We start from the raw sequence: 16,681 nt of genomic DNA on the forward strand, positions 1-16,681 counted from the left end.
CGACGGCAAAGTTGATCAGTTTTCGAGAAGCCCGCGGCCCGGTCGTTTCTTAGCATTGGGGTATGGCAAAGCAGGCATTCACCGCAGAAGAACGCGCCGCAATGAAGGAGCGTGCCAAGGAACAGAAGGCCGCCGCGACGAAGGCGGAGGACGCCGCCGCGGTGCTGGAGAAGATCGCCGAGTTCGACCCCGAGGACCGGGACCTGGCCACCCGCGTCCACGAGATCGTCACGACGGCCGCGCCGCAGCTGAACCCGAAGCTGTGGTACGGCCAGCCCGCCTACACCCGCGACGGCAAGGTGGTGTGCTTCTTCCAGCCGGCGGGCAAGTTCAACACGCGGTACTCCACGTTCGGCTTCCAGGACTCGGCCGCCCTCGACGACGGCGCCATGTGGCCGGTCGCCTTCGCGCTGACCGACCTCACCACCGACGACGCGGCCCGGCTGGCCGACCTCGTCCGGCGGGCCGCTGGTTAGACATCCGGCAGCGCGGCCAGGATCGCGTCGCGGGTCGGGCGCCGGTCGAGCTCCATGAACCGCTGGGGCCCGGCGAGCGGCCCGAACCCGCTGCGCCGGTACACCTCGTGCGCGTCCCGGGTGGCCAGCATCAGCCGCAGCACCCCGCCGGCGGCGCAGTCCTCGACGATCGAGTCGACCAGCCAGACCCCGAGCCCGCGCCCGCGGTGGCCGGCGTCCACGAACACGTCGCAGATCCAGGCGAACGTGGCCGCGTCGGTGACCACCCGCGCGAAGCCCACCTGGCGGCCGTCTGTGCTGATGGTGTACGGCGTGGAGCCTTCGATCGAGCGCGCCACGACATCGAAGGCCCGCCCGGCCGCCCAGTAGGACTCCTCGGACAGCCACCGATGCACCGCGGCCGTGTCCACCCGGTCCCGGTCGGTGCTCAGGACGTACCCGTCACGCACGCGCTCGCTCACGGGCTGGAGCCTAACGGTCCGGGCTCCACCCGTCGCCCCATAAAAGGTGCGCGGCCGGGGTGACGACTCACACCGAGACGTCGGTGCCGGCGGGGGCGAGCAGGGCGCGGATGTAGTCGCCGATGGTGGCGATGGTCTGGGGGCTCGCGTCGCTGAACTCGATGCCGAGCTCGTCGGAGGACTCGTCGGAGTCGATGTGGCGCACCGCGCGGCCACGCAGGTGCAGCTCCTCCCCGCCCAGGCGCAGGGTCAGGTCCAGGTCGGTGCCGATGTGCGGGCGCTCGCCGGGGCGGAAGCCGCAGCGCAGGCCGCTGACGGAGAGGTCCAGCAGGTCGGCCCGCAGCTCCTGGCCGTGGTGGCGCACGAGTGCCGTGCCCTCGACGGCGGCGCGGCTGTGACGGCGGCGCTCCAGGCGGTCGGTGACCCGGGCCAGGGTCTCGATGCGGGCGATCGCCTCGCGGACGCTGCCGACCAGCTGCTCCACGGAGGAGCGCTGCCGCACGGCGACCTCGCTGAGCCGGGCGGTCACGTCGCCGACGGCGTTGACGCCCTGGCTCATGTCGGTGATGACGCCGGACATGGCGCTGGTGTTGGCGCTGAGCGCCGAGACGGTGTCGGTGATCTCGTCGGTGGAGTCCTTCGTCTTCGAGGCGAGACTCTTCACCTCGCCGGCCACGACGCTGAAGCCGCGGCCCGCCTCGCCGGCCCGGACCGCCTCGATGGTGGCGTTCAGGGCGAGCAGGTTGGTCTGGCCGGCCACCCCCGCGATGAGGTTGGCGATGCCGTCGACGCGGCCGAGGCTGCTGGTGACCGCATCGATGACGGTGCTCGCCTCGACGGCCCGCTCGACCACGCCGCGGGTGACCCGGTCGGCCGCGTTGGCCTGCTGCTCAATCGCGTCGGCGGCGCAGAACACCTCGTCGGCCTGCAGCATGACGTTGCGCAGCTCGCTCAGCACGGCCCCGCTGGTGTCGTCGATGACCTCGCCGGCCCGGCGCCGTACCGTCTGCTCCGCCAGCTGCTGGCGCACGTTCGTGGTCATGAGCTGGGCCTCTTTCGCGGCCCGCTCCTGCTGGATGCGGATCTCCTGCTCGTGCATCGCGTCGAGCATGTCGTCGATGGTGCGGCCCAGCACGGCGATGTCGTCGCTGCCCTCGGGGCGGATGCGCAGCAGCCGGTCGCCGGAGGTGATGATCTGCTCGGTGGTGCGCCGCAGCGGGCCGACCCGGCGGCGCAGCGCGGCCCGCACCGCCCAGAGCATCACGACCACGAGGACCACGGTGGCCGCGGCGACGAAGAGGAAGAGCTTCACGGCGGTACTGCTGGCCGCGGCGTGGATCGGCCGGGCCGCGACGACCTCGAGCACCACCGTGTCCCCGTTGACGGTGCGGATGCTGACGTCGACCGCGATGTGCTTGGCCCCGACGATCGAGGTGGCGATGTCGAGGGTGCCGAGCTCGCTGTGCAGCCGCGGCTGGCCCTCGGCGCCGGGGCGCACGCCGGAGCCGGCGAGCGCGACCGGCAGCGCGATCGCCTTGCCCAGGCGGGCCACCCGCTCGGCGTCGAGGCGCTTGAGCATGATCATGCCACCGGACGGGGTGCCCTCGCCGCTGCTGGGGAAGGTCGGGACGCCGCAGAAGAGGTACGACGCGTCGGCCGTCACGACCCCGCAGGTCGCCTCGCCGGCCCGGGCCGAGGGGTTGAAGAGCTTGCGCAGTACCGCCGGGTCCCGCAGCTGCGACGGCGGCAGGCCGAACGCGCCGGCGTCGGTGGTCATGCCGCCGACCCGCAGCGCGCCGTCCGCGCCGACCCCGAGGAACCCGTCGACGTCGAGGATCTGGTGCTGGGTGGCGGGCGGGAAGTCCGTGGCGAAGCCGTCCTGGTCGGCGTTCGCGACGTCGTTGAACGAGTTGTCCCACACGCCGTTGGTCGCCCCGAACGCGCTGAGCAGCTGGGCCTGGGCGTCCAGGCCGATGCGGATGCGGTCGGCGTCCTGGGCCACCTGGCGGGACTCGAGGCGCTCGAACGCCCCGGTGGTGATCCACTGCATCACCAGGAACGCCGCGATCAGCCCGGCGAGCGCCGCGGCGACCGGCAGCAGGCGGCGTGTCAGCCGTCGTGCGTCGAGACCCACGAGGAGCTGTTCGGCACCGAAGCGCCCGACCTGAGCCTCAATCCTGCTCGCCGAGCACGCGGTTGGTCCACCCGCCTTCGACGATCCCTTCGCCGTCGACCCACACGGCCCAGTCGACGATCACGCTCTCCTCGACCATGACGGGGCGGCCGGTGCGGACGCTCGGGTCGATCTGCGCGTCGGACATGCACACGCCGTGCAGGCGCCGCGGGGTGGGCCAGGCCGTGACGGTGGACCACACGAACTCGGTGCCCTGGGCGTTGTGCAGCCGGTGCTTGACGATGAGGTGCTGCTTCGCCGGGCCGAACTCGTCGCCGAGGAACCGGGTCCGGGCCTGCGGCAGCGTCTCCCGGGCGGTGGCGATCGCGGCGTCCATGGCGTCGCCGGACTCCGTGTGACGCACGCTCGTGCCGCGGGTGCCGAACAGCGCCGCGCTCACCCCGGCGAAGAACTCGCCGGCCGAGGCCGGGAAGTCGTCGGGCGGCAGCACGGTCAGCAGCGTGTCCATGTCGGGGTCGGCCGCAGGGTCGAGGCGCAGCTGCACCCGGGCCTCGCGGGCCTCCTCGGCGGGGCCGGGCGCGCCGCCGTACGCCAGGATCGCGTCGGCGGCGGTGACGGTCAGGTCGGCCGCGAGGCGCACGAACGCCTCGCCGCGGGCGTGCTCCACGGCCCGCGCCCAGCGTCCCAGCAGGGCCCGGGCGATGCCGGTCAGCGCGCTCGTCCAGGCCCCGGCCAGGGTCGGCGGCACGTCCTCGGCCTGCAGCTCCGGCAGGCCGAAGCGGCCCAGGCCGCGGGTGGTCATCCACAGCCCGCGGTCCCCGGCGGACTGCGGGACCACGATCCACTTGCTCAGCGCGCCCGGGCCGGCCGCCCCGGGCAGCGACGCCCGGGCCGCGGCGGGGTCGAGCAGCTGCGGGGTGTACATGTCGATGAGCTCGCCGCCGGTGGCCTCGGCGAGCCCGGCCGCGAGCGCGCGGGCGCACCACTCGTGCGCGGGCGGCCAGCCGGGACCGAACGCGGCCTGGCACACGACCAGGTACGGCGCGGACGCCACCGCCTGCACCCGGGCCGGCGGGGCCCCGAAGAGGCGCAGATGGTCCAGCGGCAGCGGCGGCGCCTGCCCGGCCGGGGCGGTCGACACGGACGTGAACGGCCCGTCCAGCATCCGCAGGACGGTGTCCCGAAGCGGCTGGTCGAGGGCCTCGGCGACCGTGCGGGCGGCCGCGGCCGCGTCGGCGGGCGGCCGATCGGTCGCCACGACGTACGTGGCCACGACGGTCTCGGGCACGCTGAGCACGATCTCCACGCCGCCATCCTGGCGCATCGCACACGCGCCGTCGACCCGGGGTTACATTCTTCGGGGTGTACTTCGTGAGCGACAACAACGCCGGCGCGCACCCGGCCGTGCTGGCCGCGCTCGCCGCCGCCAACGACGGCCACGCCCACTCCTACGGCGCGGACCCGGTGACCGAGCACGCCGGGGCGCTGTTCAAGCGGCACTTCGGCGAGCACGCGGAGACGGTCTTCGCGGTCACCGGCACGGCGGCCAACGTCATCGCCCTCGCCGCGATGCTGCGCCCCTACGACACCGCGCTGTGCGCCGACTCCGCGCACGTGTTCACCGACGAGTGCGGCGCGCCGGAGCGCTTAGTCGGCGCCCGGCTCACCGCGGTGCCGACCGCGGACGGGCGGCTCACCCCGGCGCAGGTGGTCGCGTTCGCGGCGAGCCCCTACCGGCCCCACGGGGCGCGGCCGCGGGCCGTGACGGTGGCCCAGCCGACCGAGCTCGGCACCGTGTACAGCGCCGCCGAGCTGCGGGCGCTCGCCGAGACCGCGCACGCCTACGGGCTGCTGCTGCACGTCGACGGGGCCCGCCTGGCCAACGCGGCGGCGGCGCTCGGCACCGGCCTGGGCGAGCTGGCCGAGGGCGCCGACGTGGTCTCCTTCGGCGGCACGAAGAACGGCGCGCTGGCCGCCGACGCCGTGGTCTTCCTCGACCCGGGGCTGGCCGCGGACCGGGCCCTGCTGCAGAAGCAGTCCATGCAGCTGCTGGCGAAGGCGCGGTTCACGGCGGCGCAGTTCGTGGCCCTGCTCGACGGGGATCTGTGGCGTACCAATGCGGCCAGTGCGAACGCGACGGCGGCCCGGCTCGCCGGCATCGTGTCCGCCCTGCCCGGCGTGAAGCTCGCCTATCCGGTGCAGACCAACGCCGTCTTCGCCCACCTGCCCGAGCCGGCGCTGGCCGCGCTGGAGGGCTACGGCTCGCGCTGGGGCCCGGGCACGCTGGTCCGGTTCATGACGGCGTTCGACACGACGGCGGTCGATGTGGACCGGTTCGCGACCGTCCTTCACGCAGCGTTCACCCGCTGATCGGTCGATACGCCCGTGCGGCCGATGCCCCGCGGGCGGCGGCGTTCCTAGATTGGGCCCGTGACCTTCGGGGTGCGCCTCGGCATCGACTTCGGCTCCCTCACCACCGTCGCGGCGCTGGCCGGCCCGGACGGCGTGGTCCGCCCGCAGCTCTTCGACTCCGCGCTGGAGCGTGACCGGGAACCGGCCGACGCCGAGGTGGTGGCCAGGACGCTGGCCCTGGTGGCGCAGGAGGCGGTCCGCGCGGCCGGCAGCGTGCCACCCGTGGTGCTGACCCACCCGGCGGCGTGGCGGCCCGACCGGCGCCGCCTGCTCATGGCCGCGGCCCGCCTGGCCGGCCTCGGCGAGCCCGAGCTGCTGACCGAGCCGGTGGCGGCCGCGCGGTACTTCACCGCGGCCCTGGGCAACCAGGTCCCGATCGGCAGCTGCCTGGTCGTGTGCGACCTCGGCGCCGCCACCCTCGACGTCAGCGTGGTGCGCCAGGCGGCCGACGGCTTCTCGGTGGCCGCCGCCGACGGGCTCCTCGACGCCGGCGGGCTCGACCTGGACGCCGCGGTGGTGCGGCTGGCCCGCGACCACACCGCCGACGACCCGGCCTGGCAGCACCTCGACCGGGCGCGGCTGTGGCAGGACGCCCGCGCGGTGCGCGAGGAGCTCTCGTCGGCGTCGACCGCGCGGTGGTACATCCCGTCGCTGGGCACCCTGACCGTGACCCGCGAGGCGCTGGAGCGGGCGATCGCGCCCCTGCTGGAGCGGACCGCCGAGCGCACCCTCGACACCCTGCGCGCGGCCCGGGTCACCCCGCAGGACGTGGCCGGAGTCTTCCTGACCGGCGGGGCGAGCCGCACCCCGCTCCTCGCCGACCTGCTGCACCGGGTCCTGCGGATGCCGACGGTCACCGCCGAGCACCCGGAGGTGGCGGTGGCCTGCGGCAGCGTGTACGGCGAGCGGGGCGCCGCGCCCGTCGTGGCGCCGGCCACCGCCGCCCGGCCCCGGATCAAGCCCTCACTGCTGCGGACGTTCTCGCCCGGCGGCATCGTGCGGCGCGCCCCGGCGGTGCACGGCGTCGCGGTCAGTCCCGACGGCCGGCTGCTCGCCACCGGCGGCGAGGACCGCAAGGTGCGGATCTGGGACCTGGGCACCGGCCAGGTCCGCTACACCCTCACCGACCACGACGGCCCGGTCCGCGCGGTCGCGTTCAGCCCCGACGGCGGGCTGCTCGCCTCCGCCGGCGGGCACCTCCGCAAGACGACCCGGACGCTGCGCGTGTGGCACACCGCCGACGGCCGCCGCCACCGGGCCTACGACACCGACCCGGGCGGCCCGGCCGCGCTCGCCTTCCACCCCGCCGGGCGCCTGCTCGCCGCCGGCGGCCGCGACGGCGCCGTGCGCCTGTTCGACCTCTTCGACGCCGACGGCCACCCGTACACCCACCGCCCGGCCGGCGGCACCCCGATCCACGCCCTGGCCTTCAGCCCCGACGGCGCGATCCTGGCCACCGGCGACGACGGCGCCCGGCTGGCGCTGCACCACGGCGACCCGCTCCCCCGCCACGGCGGTGCCGCCCTGCACGGCCACCGCGGCGCCGTGCTCGGCGTGGCGTTCGGCGGCCCGGCCGGCACGGTGCTGGCCAGCGCCGGCGCCGACCGCACCGTAAGGCTCTGGGACACGGCCTCGGGCGCGCCGCGCGCGGTGCTGGAGGGCCACACCGACCCGGCCGCCGCGGTCGCGTTCAACCCGGCGGGGACGCTACTGGCCAGCGCCGGGCTCGACACCACCATCCGGCTGTGGGACCCGTCGACCGGCGCCCACCTGCACACCCTCGACGGCCACGACGGGGCGGTGCACGCCCTCACCTTCGCCCCTGACGGCGCCACCCTGATCTCCGCGGGCGCCGACGGCGCGGTCCGCCTGTGGAGCCTGGGCCGCCCGTAGCGCCCGCAGCACCGACTCCCACGTCATCGCCGCCCCCATTCGCATGTTCACATCATCCGGATGATGACGGTATCCTGATCCCGGACCTCGTTGCAACGCCCTCGAAAGGGAGCCGTCGAGTGGAACGACTCAGCCGCGCGGAGACCCAGCGACGCACCCGCGCCCGGGTGCTGGCCGCCGCCCGCGACGAGTTCACCGAGCGCGGCTACCGCGACGCGAAGATCGACGCCATCGCCGAGCGCGCCGGCCTGACCCGCGGCGGCGTGTACTCCAACTTCCCGGGCAAGCGCGCGCTGTACTTCGCCGTGCTGGCCGACTCACTCGCGCAGCCCGTCGCCTTCCCCGATCCCGGGCGCACGGCCCGCGAGGCGCTCGGCCTGTTCGCCCGCGCCTGGGTGGGCGCGCTGCCCATGTTCACCAACGCCTTCAAAGGCCTGGCGGTCGACCTGGTGCCGGAGATCATGGCTGACGATCTGACCCGGGTGCCGTACGCCCAACTGCTGAACCTCGACGCGGTGCTGCTCGGGCTGGCCCTGGAGCGCCTGCACCCGGCCGCGGGCCGCCGCACCGGCGTGGCGGCGTCGGTGCTCACCCAGCTGCACGGCGCCGCCCGCCTGGCCGTGGCAGCCCCCGGCTTCGTGGACGAGTTCGCCGTGGTGGCCGCCTGCGAGCGGCTGGCCGGGCTGGACCTGGAGGAGCCCTGGAACCCGCCGCATCTGGCCCACGCCGCGGCGGCGGTCGCGTGCGACGAGCCGTGGTCCCCGCCGCCGGCCCACGACGCCATCCAGGACGCCGCGCTGCTGGCCATCGGCTCCGGCGTCGTCACGGTGCTGGGCCTGGGCCGGGCGGCCTCGGTGGAGGAGGCGGTGCGGGCGGCGGCGCCGGACACCCCGATCACGGCGGTGCTGGTGACGGGCCGACCGGAGGAGCTCGCCGACCTGCCCCGGCTGGTCGTCGCCGAGCTGATGGGCTGCCTTCGGGTGGCCTTCCCGTCCTCCGCCTGGCCGGACCTGGCCCTCGTGCACGACCCGGCCGCCACCCTGGCCGCCGCGGTGGGCGTGACCTCGGTCAGCGACACGACGGAGACGGCGGTCCTGGTCCGCGACGGGCGCATCGTCGCCCGGGCCGAGGGCTTCGGCGCCGGCCACGCGGTCGCCTCGCTACGGCCCTGAGCCCTCAGTGGCCGGCGAATCCGGCGCGCACGACGCCGGATTCGTACGCGTACACCACGGCCTGCACCCGGTCGCGCAGGTTGAGCTTGGTCAGCACGCGACTGACGTGGGTCTTCACGGTGCCTTCGGACAGGTAGAGCCGCTCGGCGATCTCGGCGTTGGACAGCCCCTGGGCGATGTACGTGAGCACCTCGCGTTCCCGCCCGGTCAGCACATCGGGGTCGGTGACGGCGGCCCGCGATGCCGGTCCCACCGGCACGTACCGTTCGAGCAGCCGGCGGGTCGCGCTGGGGGCCACCACCGCGTCGCCGGCGGCCACGACCCGGATCGCGGAGAACAGGTCGGCGGCGAGGATGTCCTTGAGCAGGAAGCCGCTGGCGCCGGCCCGCAGCGCGGCGTAGACGTACTCGTCGAGGTCGAAGGTGGTCAGGATCAGGACCCGGGTCGGGCCCTCCCCACCGGCCCGGATCAGGCGGGTGGCCTCGACCCCGTCGACGGACGGCATCCGGACGTCCATCAGCACGACGTCCGGCCGCAGCTCGAGCGCCATGGCGGCGGCCTGCTCCCCGTCGGCCGCCTCGCCGACCACCGCCATATCGGGCGCCTGCGCCAGGATCAGCCGGAACCCGGTACGGACCAGCGCCTGATCGTCCGCGAGCAGCACCCGGATCATGTGTGCCGGTTTCCGATCGGCAGGTTGGCCCACACTCGGAACCCGCCGTCGGGCCGGGGGCCGGCGGAGAACCGTCCCCCCAGGAGGCGGACCCGTTCCCGCATACCGGACAGCCCGTTGCCGTCGGGGACCACCGCGCCACCGCCTCTACCGCCACCATCCGCCCGGCCGCCGACGGTGCCGTTGCGGATCTCGATGTCGAGCTCGGTCTCTCTGTAACACAGGACGACGTCGGCGGACGAACCCGCGCCGGCGTGCTTCATCACGTTGGTCAGCGCTTCCTGGACAATGCGGTACGCCGACAGGTCGAGCGGCGTGGGCAGCGGCGCGGCCGCGCCGTCGATGCGCAGCCGTACCCCGGTGCCGGCGCGGCGCACCTGGTCGACCAGGGTGGGCAGCTGCGCGAGTCCGGGTGACGGGTGACGGGTGCCATGCGTCCTCGACCTCGCCCAGCGCGTCGAGGACCCGGCGCATGTCGGTGAGGGACGCGCGGCCGGTACGCACGATCGCCTCGAGCGCGGCCCGGGTCTCGGCCGGCTGGTCGTCCAGGGCCGCCGCGCCGCCCTGCGCCTGGATCACGATGAGGGACAGGCCGTGCGCGACAACGTCGTGCAGCTCCCGGCTGATCCGGCCGCGCTCGGCGGCCATGGCGAGGGCGGCCCGCTGGTCCTGTTCGCGCTGCAGGTCCCGGGCCCGGGCGGCGAGCTGGTCGAGGTAGGCGCGGCGGCTGCGGGTCCCGGAGCCGATCGCCCACGCCGCGACCAGCGCGCCGCCCAGCACGGCGGGACCGCTCCACCGAGCTGCCCCGCCGGCCCGGTCGCCGGTGATCAACGCGGTCCGATCGAACGCCGCGGCCGCGCCCGGCTCGGCGTTGTCGACATGGAAGGACATCGATGGTACTCCCGGTGCCGGCCGTCCGCGCAGGGCGAAGTACCCGTTCCAGAAGAGCAGGACCAGCAGGCCGCCGGCGAGCGCGGCCCTGGACGTCGCCGGTGATCGGCGGGCGGCGACGGTGTACACGAGGATCAGCACGGCGCCGTCGGACCCGCCGATGAGCGAGCCCTGCGCCACGTGTACCGCGACGCAGACCGTACTGACCGCCAGCATCGCGACCGGCCAGCGGTTGCGCAGCCCCACCGCGATCACGGCGACGCCGGTCGCGATCCACCACAGCACCACGGCGCGCCGTGGCCCGGGGAACAGCGCGACCACGGCGAGCAGGCCGGCCACGAGCGAGGCGTCGCGTAGCGCGGCCCGGCTGGCCAGCCGGCGCGCCGCGGTGACGACCTGTCCTGGCACCGGGCAAGCGTACGGTCCGCCGCCGGGCGGCCGCGTCTGTCGTACGACGGACCCGGGCGTGGCGCACATCCCTCGCCCGACAGCACGCGATGACGACTCCGGACGGATGCCGGCAGCGGGCCCGGGACCGGAGGCTGCCGGCATGACAACACTGCAACCCTCTCGACGCACCGTGCTGGGCCTGCTCGGCGCGGTGCCGCTGGCCACCGGCGGGCTGCTGGCGGTGCCCGCGTCCGCCCACGCCGGTGCCGCGTCCGGCCACCGCGGGTCCGATCGCGTCCCGGCGGACCTGCTGCCCGGCGGCGCGCTGGATCAGCTCATCGCCCGGACCGCCGCCGCAGACGGGTACTCCGGCACGTTGCTGTTGCTGCACAACGGCCGCCCGGTACTGTCGCGCACGTACGGCATGGCCAACAAGGAGCTGTCCATCCCCAACCGGCCGGACACCATCTTCGCGCTCGGCTCGATCACCAAGGTCTTCACCGGTATCGCGATCAGCCAGCTCGTGCAGCAGGGCAAGGTCGCCTACCACGAGAAGCTGAGCGCATACCTGACCGGATTCCCCGCGGCGATCGCCGACACGGTGACCGTGCACCAACTGCTGACGCACACCGCGGGCATGGCAGACGTGGTTCGCGACAGCGGCGATGTCATCCAGTCCTGGACCAGCGAGGCCGAGGTGACCCGCGAGCTGCTGAAGCTCGTCCAGGCGGCACCGTTGCTGTTCCCGCCCGGCGCCGGCTACGCATACAGCAACAACGGCTACATCACCCTGGCCTACATCGTCGCCGCCGTCTCCGGCCAGACCTACTACGACTACGTCCGCCAGCACATCTTCCGAGCGGCCGGGATGGTCAGCTCCGACTTCTACAACCGCGACCAGTGGGCCACCAACCACCGCATCGCCCGCCCGTACGCTCCGCCGCCGTCCGGCGGCGCGCGCGTCGACAACCACCTCCTCGACGCGTACATCGGCAACGGGGCCGGCGGCGCCTTCTCCACGACCGCCGACCTGGTGGCGTTCGTCACCGCGCTGACCGGCGGCAGGTTGCTCGACACCGTGCACACCTGGCTGGCGACCACGCCCAAGTTCCCGGCGCCTCCGCTGCCGCCCAAGCCCGGCCTACCCGCGCAGTTCCTGTTCGAGGGCTACGGCCCCGGCGCGGCTCTGGTCAACGACCACTGGGGCCTCGGCCACACGGGCGGCGCCACGATCGGCATCTCGACCGACCTGGAGTGGTACCCCGCCGACGGTTACGTCTATGTGGACCTCTGCAACTACGAGGCCGGCAGCGCCTCACGCATCGACTCCCAGGCTCGGCTGCTGATCACCGGGGCCTGAGAACACCGGCCCTGTCCCCTGCCACCAGGCGGCTTCTCCAGCCTGGCCCGCCAAGAGCTGTGGCCCCGGCGCAGAACCGGGGCCACAGCGGAAGCTCCATGCCAGCCCGCTGGCGATGGTGGACTGGCGGCGGCGCGGCATGGGCTGCGCACGCTGCGGGCCGCCACGTCCCGTGGCAACGTCGCGTCCCAGAGGGTGCTGGCCAAGGCCGGGTTCGTCCCGGTTGGCCCGGCCGACCTCGGCGGTAAGCCCGGCACCTGGTACCAGCGCGACCTGACGCCCGATGCGCCGGACAACGGGTCATAATCATCGGACGCGTCGCCACTCAGCGGCCCTGGGACACGTGGTCAACAACGCCACCCTGGGCGAGCTGACCGCCGCCGGGTTCAGTCGGCGGCTGAGCGGTCAACCTGTCCCCGCGATCGCCGAGAGTCAGGACGATCCACCACCTTGCCGGGGCCCGGGACAAAGCGGGCCGCCCGGCGTGTCGGTACCGGCAGGTGTTCGGGCGTCCCTGGACGGCATGCCCGCAGGCATTGCGCGGCGGACAGACGGCGCCGATGGCGTCAGGGCCGGGTGAACCCCGGACCGATGATGCTCGCGAGCGACCCGGCGAGGCCGTCGACGTGGTGTATGCGGGGCTCGAACGGGTCGTCGGTGACCTCGAACCACCACAGGCCACCCGGCCACGGCTCGAGGCGGGTGATCCGGCCCTGGGCGTGGAGTTCTTGCAGGACGCCCAGCCCGCCGATCGCGGCCAGGTGGCCGGGGCCGATCAGGTTGCCCCAGTGCACGCCCCGGCTCATCGCGTCCAGCCGCTCGCCGCGCCACCGGGCGCCAGTGCGCTGTTCGAACGGCGAGGCGTGCCAGTACTGGCCGCCCGCGTGCGCGTAGCCGGTGACCGCTTCGGCGGCGGGGGCGGCGAGGCTCGCCAGCCGCCGCACGGTATCGATCCCGCCGTCGACGTGGTCCAGCAGTGACCGCGCGACGCTGATCTCGACGCTCGCCGGGCAGTCGGCCGGTGGCGGACCGGCCGCCTCGACGCGGGCCGGGCGGCACTCGACCCTGATGAGGTTGCCGCGGCGGTACATCGACGGCGTGCCCGCCCCGCTGAGCTGATCGGCTGCGGCGTCGAGGTAGAGCAGTTCCCCGGCGCGGAACCGCTCGAGCGCTCGCTGCCAGTGTTCTGCGTCGCCGGTAGGGTTCGACCAGCGCCCGAGCACCGACTGCGTCGTGATGCGACGGCGAACGCCGGAGGGCATCGGATCGATGAGCGCCCGGTGCGCCGCGTCGAGCCACCCGGCGAGCTCGTCGAGCCGTTGCGTGAGGTCGGCATACGTGTACAGGATGCAGCCGAGGCGTGGCTCGCACCGGCGGACCCGCGGCCTCGCGGGGCCGCTGGAAGACTCCCCGACCCATACCGCCGCCTCGGGCGTGTGCAGGGCCTCGCGATCGGGTGCCGGGGGCTCCAGGTCGGCTGCGACGTTCGCCCGCGCCCACCGCACCGCCGTGGTCACGTCGGTGCACTCCGGCGGCACCAGGTGCCAGGGGCCGAGCGCCGGCAGCCGGTCCTCGGTACCGAGCGCCCCGTACGTGTGGAACAGGTCGATCGGCGGCTCGGTGGCCAGCACGGTCTGCCAGCCGCCGCGGGAGTCCAGCGTGCCGGCCGCGATCGGGTTCAGGGAGGTCACGAGCACGCAGCCGGGCCGGCCCCAGCACTCCAGCTCGTTGGCGACGACGAACGCGTCCCACGAGGGGTCGGCGTGGTCGATCGCGGCCGCAAGGTGCACGGTCTGCATCCGCCGCGGCAGACCGCTCGCGTCGCCGTCAGCCATGGCCAGCGGGTACCGCGGCGGCTGCTCCTCGGCGCCGGTCGGCTCCGGCCTCGCCCGGCGCGGCTCCGGGCCGACCTGCTCGATCGCCGCCCCGGGCCCGATCACCGCCAGCTCGGCCAGCACGGCAAAGAGGCCCTCCTCAGCGAAGACGTAACCCCGCGCGAGGATGTCGTCGAGCCGGCCGCCGTCGGCGCCGGCGAGCCCGGCCGCCCCGGCCCAGGCAAGCATGGCCTCGACCTTCAGCCGGCGCCGCCCGGCCCGCGCCGCCTCGTCGGGCCCCTCCTCCTCCGAGCCGCTGAGCAAACACCCGAACCAATCCTCGCCGTCGTACCAGCCCAGCAGCGCCGCGACGTCACTGTCCTGGACCACGGCGGTCAGCATCGGGCCGCGGACCGCCGACCAGGGAGCGGCCGGCTCCGTCGGGTCGGCGTGGCGACGCACGAAGACCGACCAACCCTCGACCGTGCCGGTACCGGTCGCCCAGTCGCTCGCATCCGCGGGCGCCGCCGCCGTGGGTACCAGCACGTACGCAGCCCAAAGTCCCACAGGCCCGTCCCCTTCCGGCCGGCATCTGAGGTAGCGCCGCCGCATGATCCAACACAGTCGTCCCGGGTGCAACGGTGACCGCCGTTGACCGCAGCGCAGAACCTCCCAGCCGCGATCTCGCCGGTGGATCTCCTCCTGCTCGGGTAATCGTGCTACATGGACGGCAGACCGGGACTGGTTCTGGGACCTGCTGCGCGCGAGAAACGGCGGGCGGATAACCGGCGAACCGACCATCGACGAGTTGAACGTGGTCGTCCCGTGCTGCGGGACCACGCTCACGTTGCCCGAACTGCGCTTCGAGGCAACGGTCGGCTTCGCGCGGTTCGAGGTGAGCGCCATGAATTGGTCCCGGAGCGCGTGGGAGCTGTGCGACGAGGAGCTTGCCGCGGCGGGTGACATCCTGGGACATCCAGTGACGCAGATCCACACCCAGTACTGAGCCGACTGGCGCGCACGGTCGGCGGCTTCTAGCTTCCGCACTCAGTCGCCGATGAACCAGAGATAACGATGGGGCCGATGGCCATGGGGTCGCTTTTCCACGGCGTACGCCTCAACGATCACCTATTTCGATACGATGTCATCCAGATCCGGTCTAGGGTCTCGTGTATGGACGCTGCTTCCTGGCAGGCACCACCCACAGATGTCCTCGGCCATACAGTGCCGATCCAGCAGTTCGTCACAAAGACCGAGCGGGCAGTGGTCGCGTTGGAGCACGTGGTGGCCTTTCCCGAGGGCTGCATCCTCACTCTGCACCTAGCAGTCCGCCGAGGACCACTGGACGACTCGGCCTGGAAAGCCGTGGTTGAAAGCCACTACGGAGCTGAGCCCGGCCCCACGACGACCGAAGAAGGCTTGAAGTTCGGCGTCCGTTTTCCTGACGGCTCGAGAGCCACGACCGTCGAGCATCCGCTTCGGGGCTGGGCCCATCCCGCCGACAAGCCCGAACGCCCCATGCTCGTCGAGGCCGGCAGCGACTGTTCCAGCAACGAGCAGAACTATCGCTGCCATCAGCGGCTCTGGCTCTGGCCCCTCCCGCCACCGGTCGTCTTCGAGCTCGTCGTCGAGTGGCGGAACATAGGCATCGGCCAGACCTGCGTAACCATCGATGGAAGCGTCGTCGTCCGCGCGGCGCAGCACGCCGCGCCGTTCTGGACCTAACGCCGCCGCCGACCCGGTGGCGCGGCGACCGTCTACGGCTAGAACATCATGATGCCACGACCTCGTCGCGGGTGGTGCCCGTGCGTATGCCGGGCATCCGGTTACGGCGTTCGCAAGGGCTCGGCCGGGCGGCTGCTGGTGTTGTACGAGTTCTTGGCGGCGACCACGGCCGCCTGGATGTGCTCGGGGTCGACGCCGTGTACGTTGAGCGGCGGGTGCAGACTCCGGACAAGTTCGGCCTCGATGGTTGCCGGCTCCGCGTCCTCCGCCCAGGTCAAGTGCAGGTGCGCGTACATCCACGCGGTCAGCCGCGCCTCATCCTCAGAGACCAGGACAACACGATCGGTCCAGGTCGTCCGGTAGCCCTCGGACACAAGAAGCCCGGCCAACGTACGCCGCAGCGTCGAGCTGCCCGAACGCCGCAGATGATTGCGCAGGATCCGGCCCCGCAGGCTGGTCGCCCGTCCGAGATACAGCAGCCGTAGCGACGGGACGCTCCGATTCGGCGGCCCGGGGAGGTCGGGAAAGATCGAAGGAGCAGCCCACCAGGCGTAGACACCGCCGCCACGGCTGAGTCTCTTGACGGCGACACCGAGTCCGACCGGCACGCCGGAGAGCAGCCACAGGGCCTCCTCGACCCTGGCTCGGTCGGTTGGGACGTCGTCGGGTCGCGTTCCGGGAGTGGCCATCGAGACCATGCTAGGCGTCCCGGACCGATCGTGGCCGAGTGGCAAGGACACCGAATGCTCCACGCAAGATCCGGCAACGCCACGATCGACGGCCGTGGATACTGACAGACCGATCAGCAGGCCGCGCACTATCGGCGGCATGAGTGTGTACCAAGGTATTCGTCACGGGAGGCGTGGTCGATCGGTGCTCGGCCGGCCGGCGAGCCTAGGACGGCGTCGGATCGTTCCAGCGGCTGTGAGGGTGGCGCCAGTCTTGTGGATGGTGTTGTGAACGCCGCTGGTGCCCCCAGCGGCCCGTGATGCGTTTGTGAGAGAACAACGCTTGTGAGTCCGGCGATGCCGAAATCCATCAGGCCGAGACCTGCGCAGGGAGGGGCCGCGCGCCTCGCTCGACCCCTCCCTGCCTTCAACGGCGTAGCCGGCTTGCCTCGCGGCGAGCGGTGCACGGCGCTTGAGCGCGGTCGCCAGGCCGCGGTGACGTTGACTGGGCTCGATCCGCAGCATCGTGATGGAACGGCCCGGAGGCGTCGAGACGGATCGTGCTCATTCGGGCCAGACGCCGGAGGTGCCGCGTCGGTGCGAGCCGATCAG

Annotated in this window: 15 protein-coding genes; 7 read left to right on the forward strand and 8 right to left on the reverse strand. The window is 73.4% G+C overall.

Annotated features, from left to right (window positions below; genetic code table 11):
- Nucleotides 1-62: 62 nt before the first annotated feature.
- A complete protein-coding gene (locus tag AB0M46_RS39425) occupies nt 63-476 on the forward strand; it encodes a DUF1801 domain-containing protein (protein ID WP_363344891.1) in 414 nt (137 codons plus the stop codon).
- On the opposite strand, the gene AB0M46_RS39430 is transcribed toward AB0M46_RS39425, so the two are convergent.
- The 3 genes from AB0M46_RS39430 to AB0M46_RS39440 all read right to left on the reverse strand — a co-directional run bounded on the left by AB0M46_RS39430 (nt 473) and on the right by AB0M46_RS39440 (nt 4,377).
- On the reverse strand, nt 473-937 hold the full coding sequence (locus tag AB0M46_RS39430) for a GNAT family N-acetyltransferase (RefSeq protein ID WP_363344893.1): 465 nt from the start codon (nt 935-937) through the stop codon (nt 473-475). The genes AB0M46_RS39425 and AB0M46_RS39430 overlap by 4 nt on opposite strands.
- Before the next feature lie 67 nt (nt 938-1,004).
- Nucleotides 1,005-3,071 carry a methyl-accepting chemotaxis protein gene (locus AB0M46_RS39435; RefSeq protein ID WP_363344895.1) on the reverse strand — a complete coding sequence of 689 codons (2,067 nt, stop codon included), beginning with the start codon at nt 3,069-3,071 and terminating at the stop codon, nt 1,005-1,007.
- Nucleotides 3,072-3,108: 37 nt separating this feature from the next.
- Nucleotides 3,109-4,377 carry a DUF2314 domain-containing protein gene (locus AB0M46_RS39440; RefSeq protein WP_363344897.1) on the reverse strand — a complete coding sequence of 423 codons (1,269 nt, stop codon included), beginning with the start codon at nt 4,375-4,377 and terminating at the stop codon, nt 3,109-3,111.
- A gap of 56 nt (nt 4,378-4,433) precedes the next feature.
- Between AB0M46_RS39440 and AB0M46_RS39445 the strand changes: the two genes are divergently transcribed.
- From AB0M46_RS39445 to AB0M46_RS39455, 3 genes are all read left to right on the forward strand, one after another.
- Nucleotides 4,434-5,441 carry a beta-eliminating lyase-related protein gene (locus tag AB0M46_RS39445; protein WP_363344899.1) on the forward strand — a complete coding sequence of 336 codons (1,008 nt, stop codon included), beginning with the start codon at nt 4,434-4,436 and terminating at the stop codon, nt 5,439-5,441.
- Nucleotides 5,442-5,501: 60 nt separating this feature from the next.
- Nucleotides 5,502-7,376, forward strand: a complete 1,875-nt coding sequence (locus AB0M46_RS39450) for an Hsp70 family protein (RefSeq protein ID WP_363344901.1) — start codon at nt 5,502-5,504, stop codon at nt 7,374-7,376.
- A 119-nt stretch (nt 7,377-7,495) separates the two neighbouring features.
- Nucleotides 7,496-8,548 (forward strand): TetR/AcrR family transcriptional regulator, encoded by a 1,053-nt coding sequence (locus tag AB0M46_RS39455; protein WP_363344903.1) that lies wholly within the window; start codon nt 7,496-7,498, stop codon nt 8,546-8,548.
- Between the two features lie 4 nt (nt 8,549-8,552).
- Here the strand turns inward: AB0M46_RS39455 and AB0M46_RS39460 are convergent, their stop codons facing one another.
- Genes AB0M46_RS39460 through AB0M46_RS39470 form a run of 3 tightly spaced genes read right to left on the reverse strand, consistent with a single transcriptional unit; the run spans nt 8,553 to nt 10,520 of the window.
- Nucleotides 8,553-9,221, reverse strand: coding sequence for a response regulator transcription factor (locus AB0M46_RS39460; protein ID WP_363344905.1), 669 nt, complete (start codon nt 9,219-9,221; stop codon nt 8,553-8,555).
- A complete protein-coding gene (locus AB0M46_RS39465; RefSeq protein WP_363344918.1) occupies nt 9,218-9,484 on the reverse strand; it encodes a hypothetical protein in 267 nt (88 codons plus the stop codon). The genes AB0M46_RS39460 and AB0M46_RS39465 overlap by 4 nt, the downstream gene beginning before the upstream one ends.
- Nucleotides 9,369-10,520, reverse strand: a complete 1,152-nt coding sequence (locus tag AB0M46_RS39470; protein WP_363344907.1) for a histidine kinase dimerization/phosphoacceptor domain-containing protein — start codon at nt 10,518-10,520, stop codon at nt 9,369-9,371. Before AB0M46_RS39470 ends, AB0M46_RS39465 begins: the two co-directional genes overlap by 116 nt.
- A gap of 142 nt (nt 10,521-10,662) precedes the next feature.
- Between AB0M46_RS39470 and AB0M46_RS39475 the strand changes: the two genes are divergently transcribed.
- On the forward strand, nt 10,663-11,862 hold the full coding sequence (locus AB0M46_RS39475; protein WP_363344909.1) for a serine hydrolase domain-containing protein: 1,200 nt from the start codon (nt 10,663-10,665) through the stop codon (nt 11,860-11,862).
- A gap of 566 nt (nt 11,863-12,428) precedes the next feature.
- Here AB0M46_RS39475 and AB0M46_RS39480 read toward each other — a convergent pair.
- On the reverse strand, nt 12,429-14,243 hold the full coding sequence (locus AB0M46_RS39480) for a hypothetical protein (protein WP_363344911.1): 1,815 nt from the start codon (nt 14,241-14,243) through the stop codon (nt 12,429-12,431).
- A gap of 241 nt (nt 14,244-14,484) precedes the next feature.
- On the opposite strand from AB0M46_RS39480, the gene AB0M46_RS39485 reads away from it, so the two are divergent.
- Both AB0M46_RS39485 and AB0M46_RS39490 read left to right on the forward strand, forming a co-directional pair.
- Nucleotides 14,485-14,682, forward strand: coding sequence for a hypothetical protein (locus AB0M46_RS39485; RefSeq protein ID WP_363344913.1), 198 nt, complete (start codon nt 14,485-14,487; stop codon nt 14,680-14,682).
- A gap of 77 nt (nt 14,683-14,759) precedes the next feature.
- Nucleotides 14,760-15,401, forward strand: coding sequence for a hypothetical protein (locus AB0M46_RS39490; protein ID WP_363344915.1), 642 nt, complete (start codon nt 14,760-14,762; stop codon nt 15,399-15,401).
- 101 nt (nt 15,402-15,502) lie between these two features.
- On the opposite strand, the gene AB0M46_RS39495 is transcribed toward AB0M46_RS39490, so the two are convergent.
- Entirely contained in the window at nt 15,503-16,090 is a 588-nt protein-coding gene (locus AB0M46_RS39495; protein ID WP_363344917.1) for a GIY-YIG nuclease family protein, read from the reverse strand.
- Nucleotides 16,091-16,681 lie beyond the last annotated feature (591 nt).

Source organism: Dactylosporangium sp. NPDC051485, assembly GCF_040682015.1.
Classification (GTDB): domain Bacteria; phylum Actinomycetota; class Actinomycetes; order Mycobacteriales; family Micromonosporaceae; genus Dactylosporangium.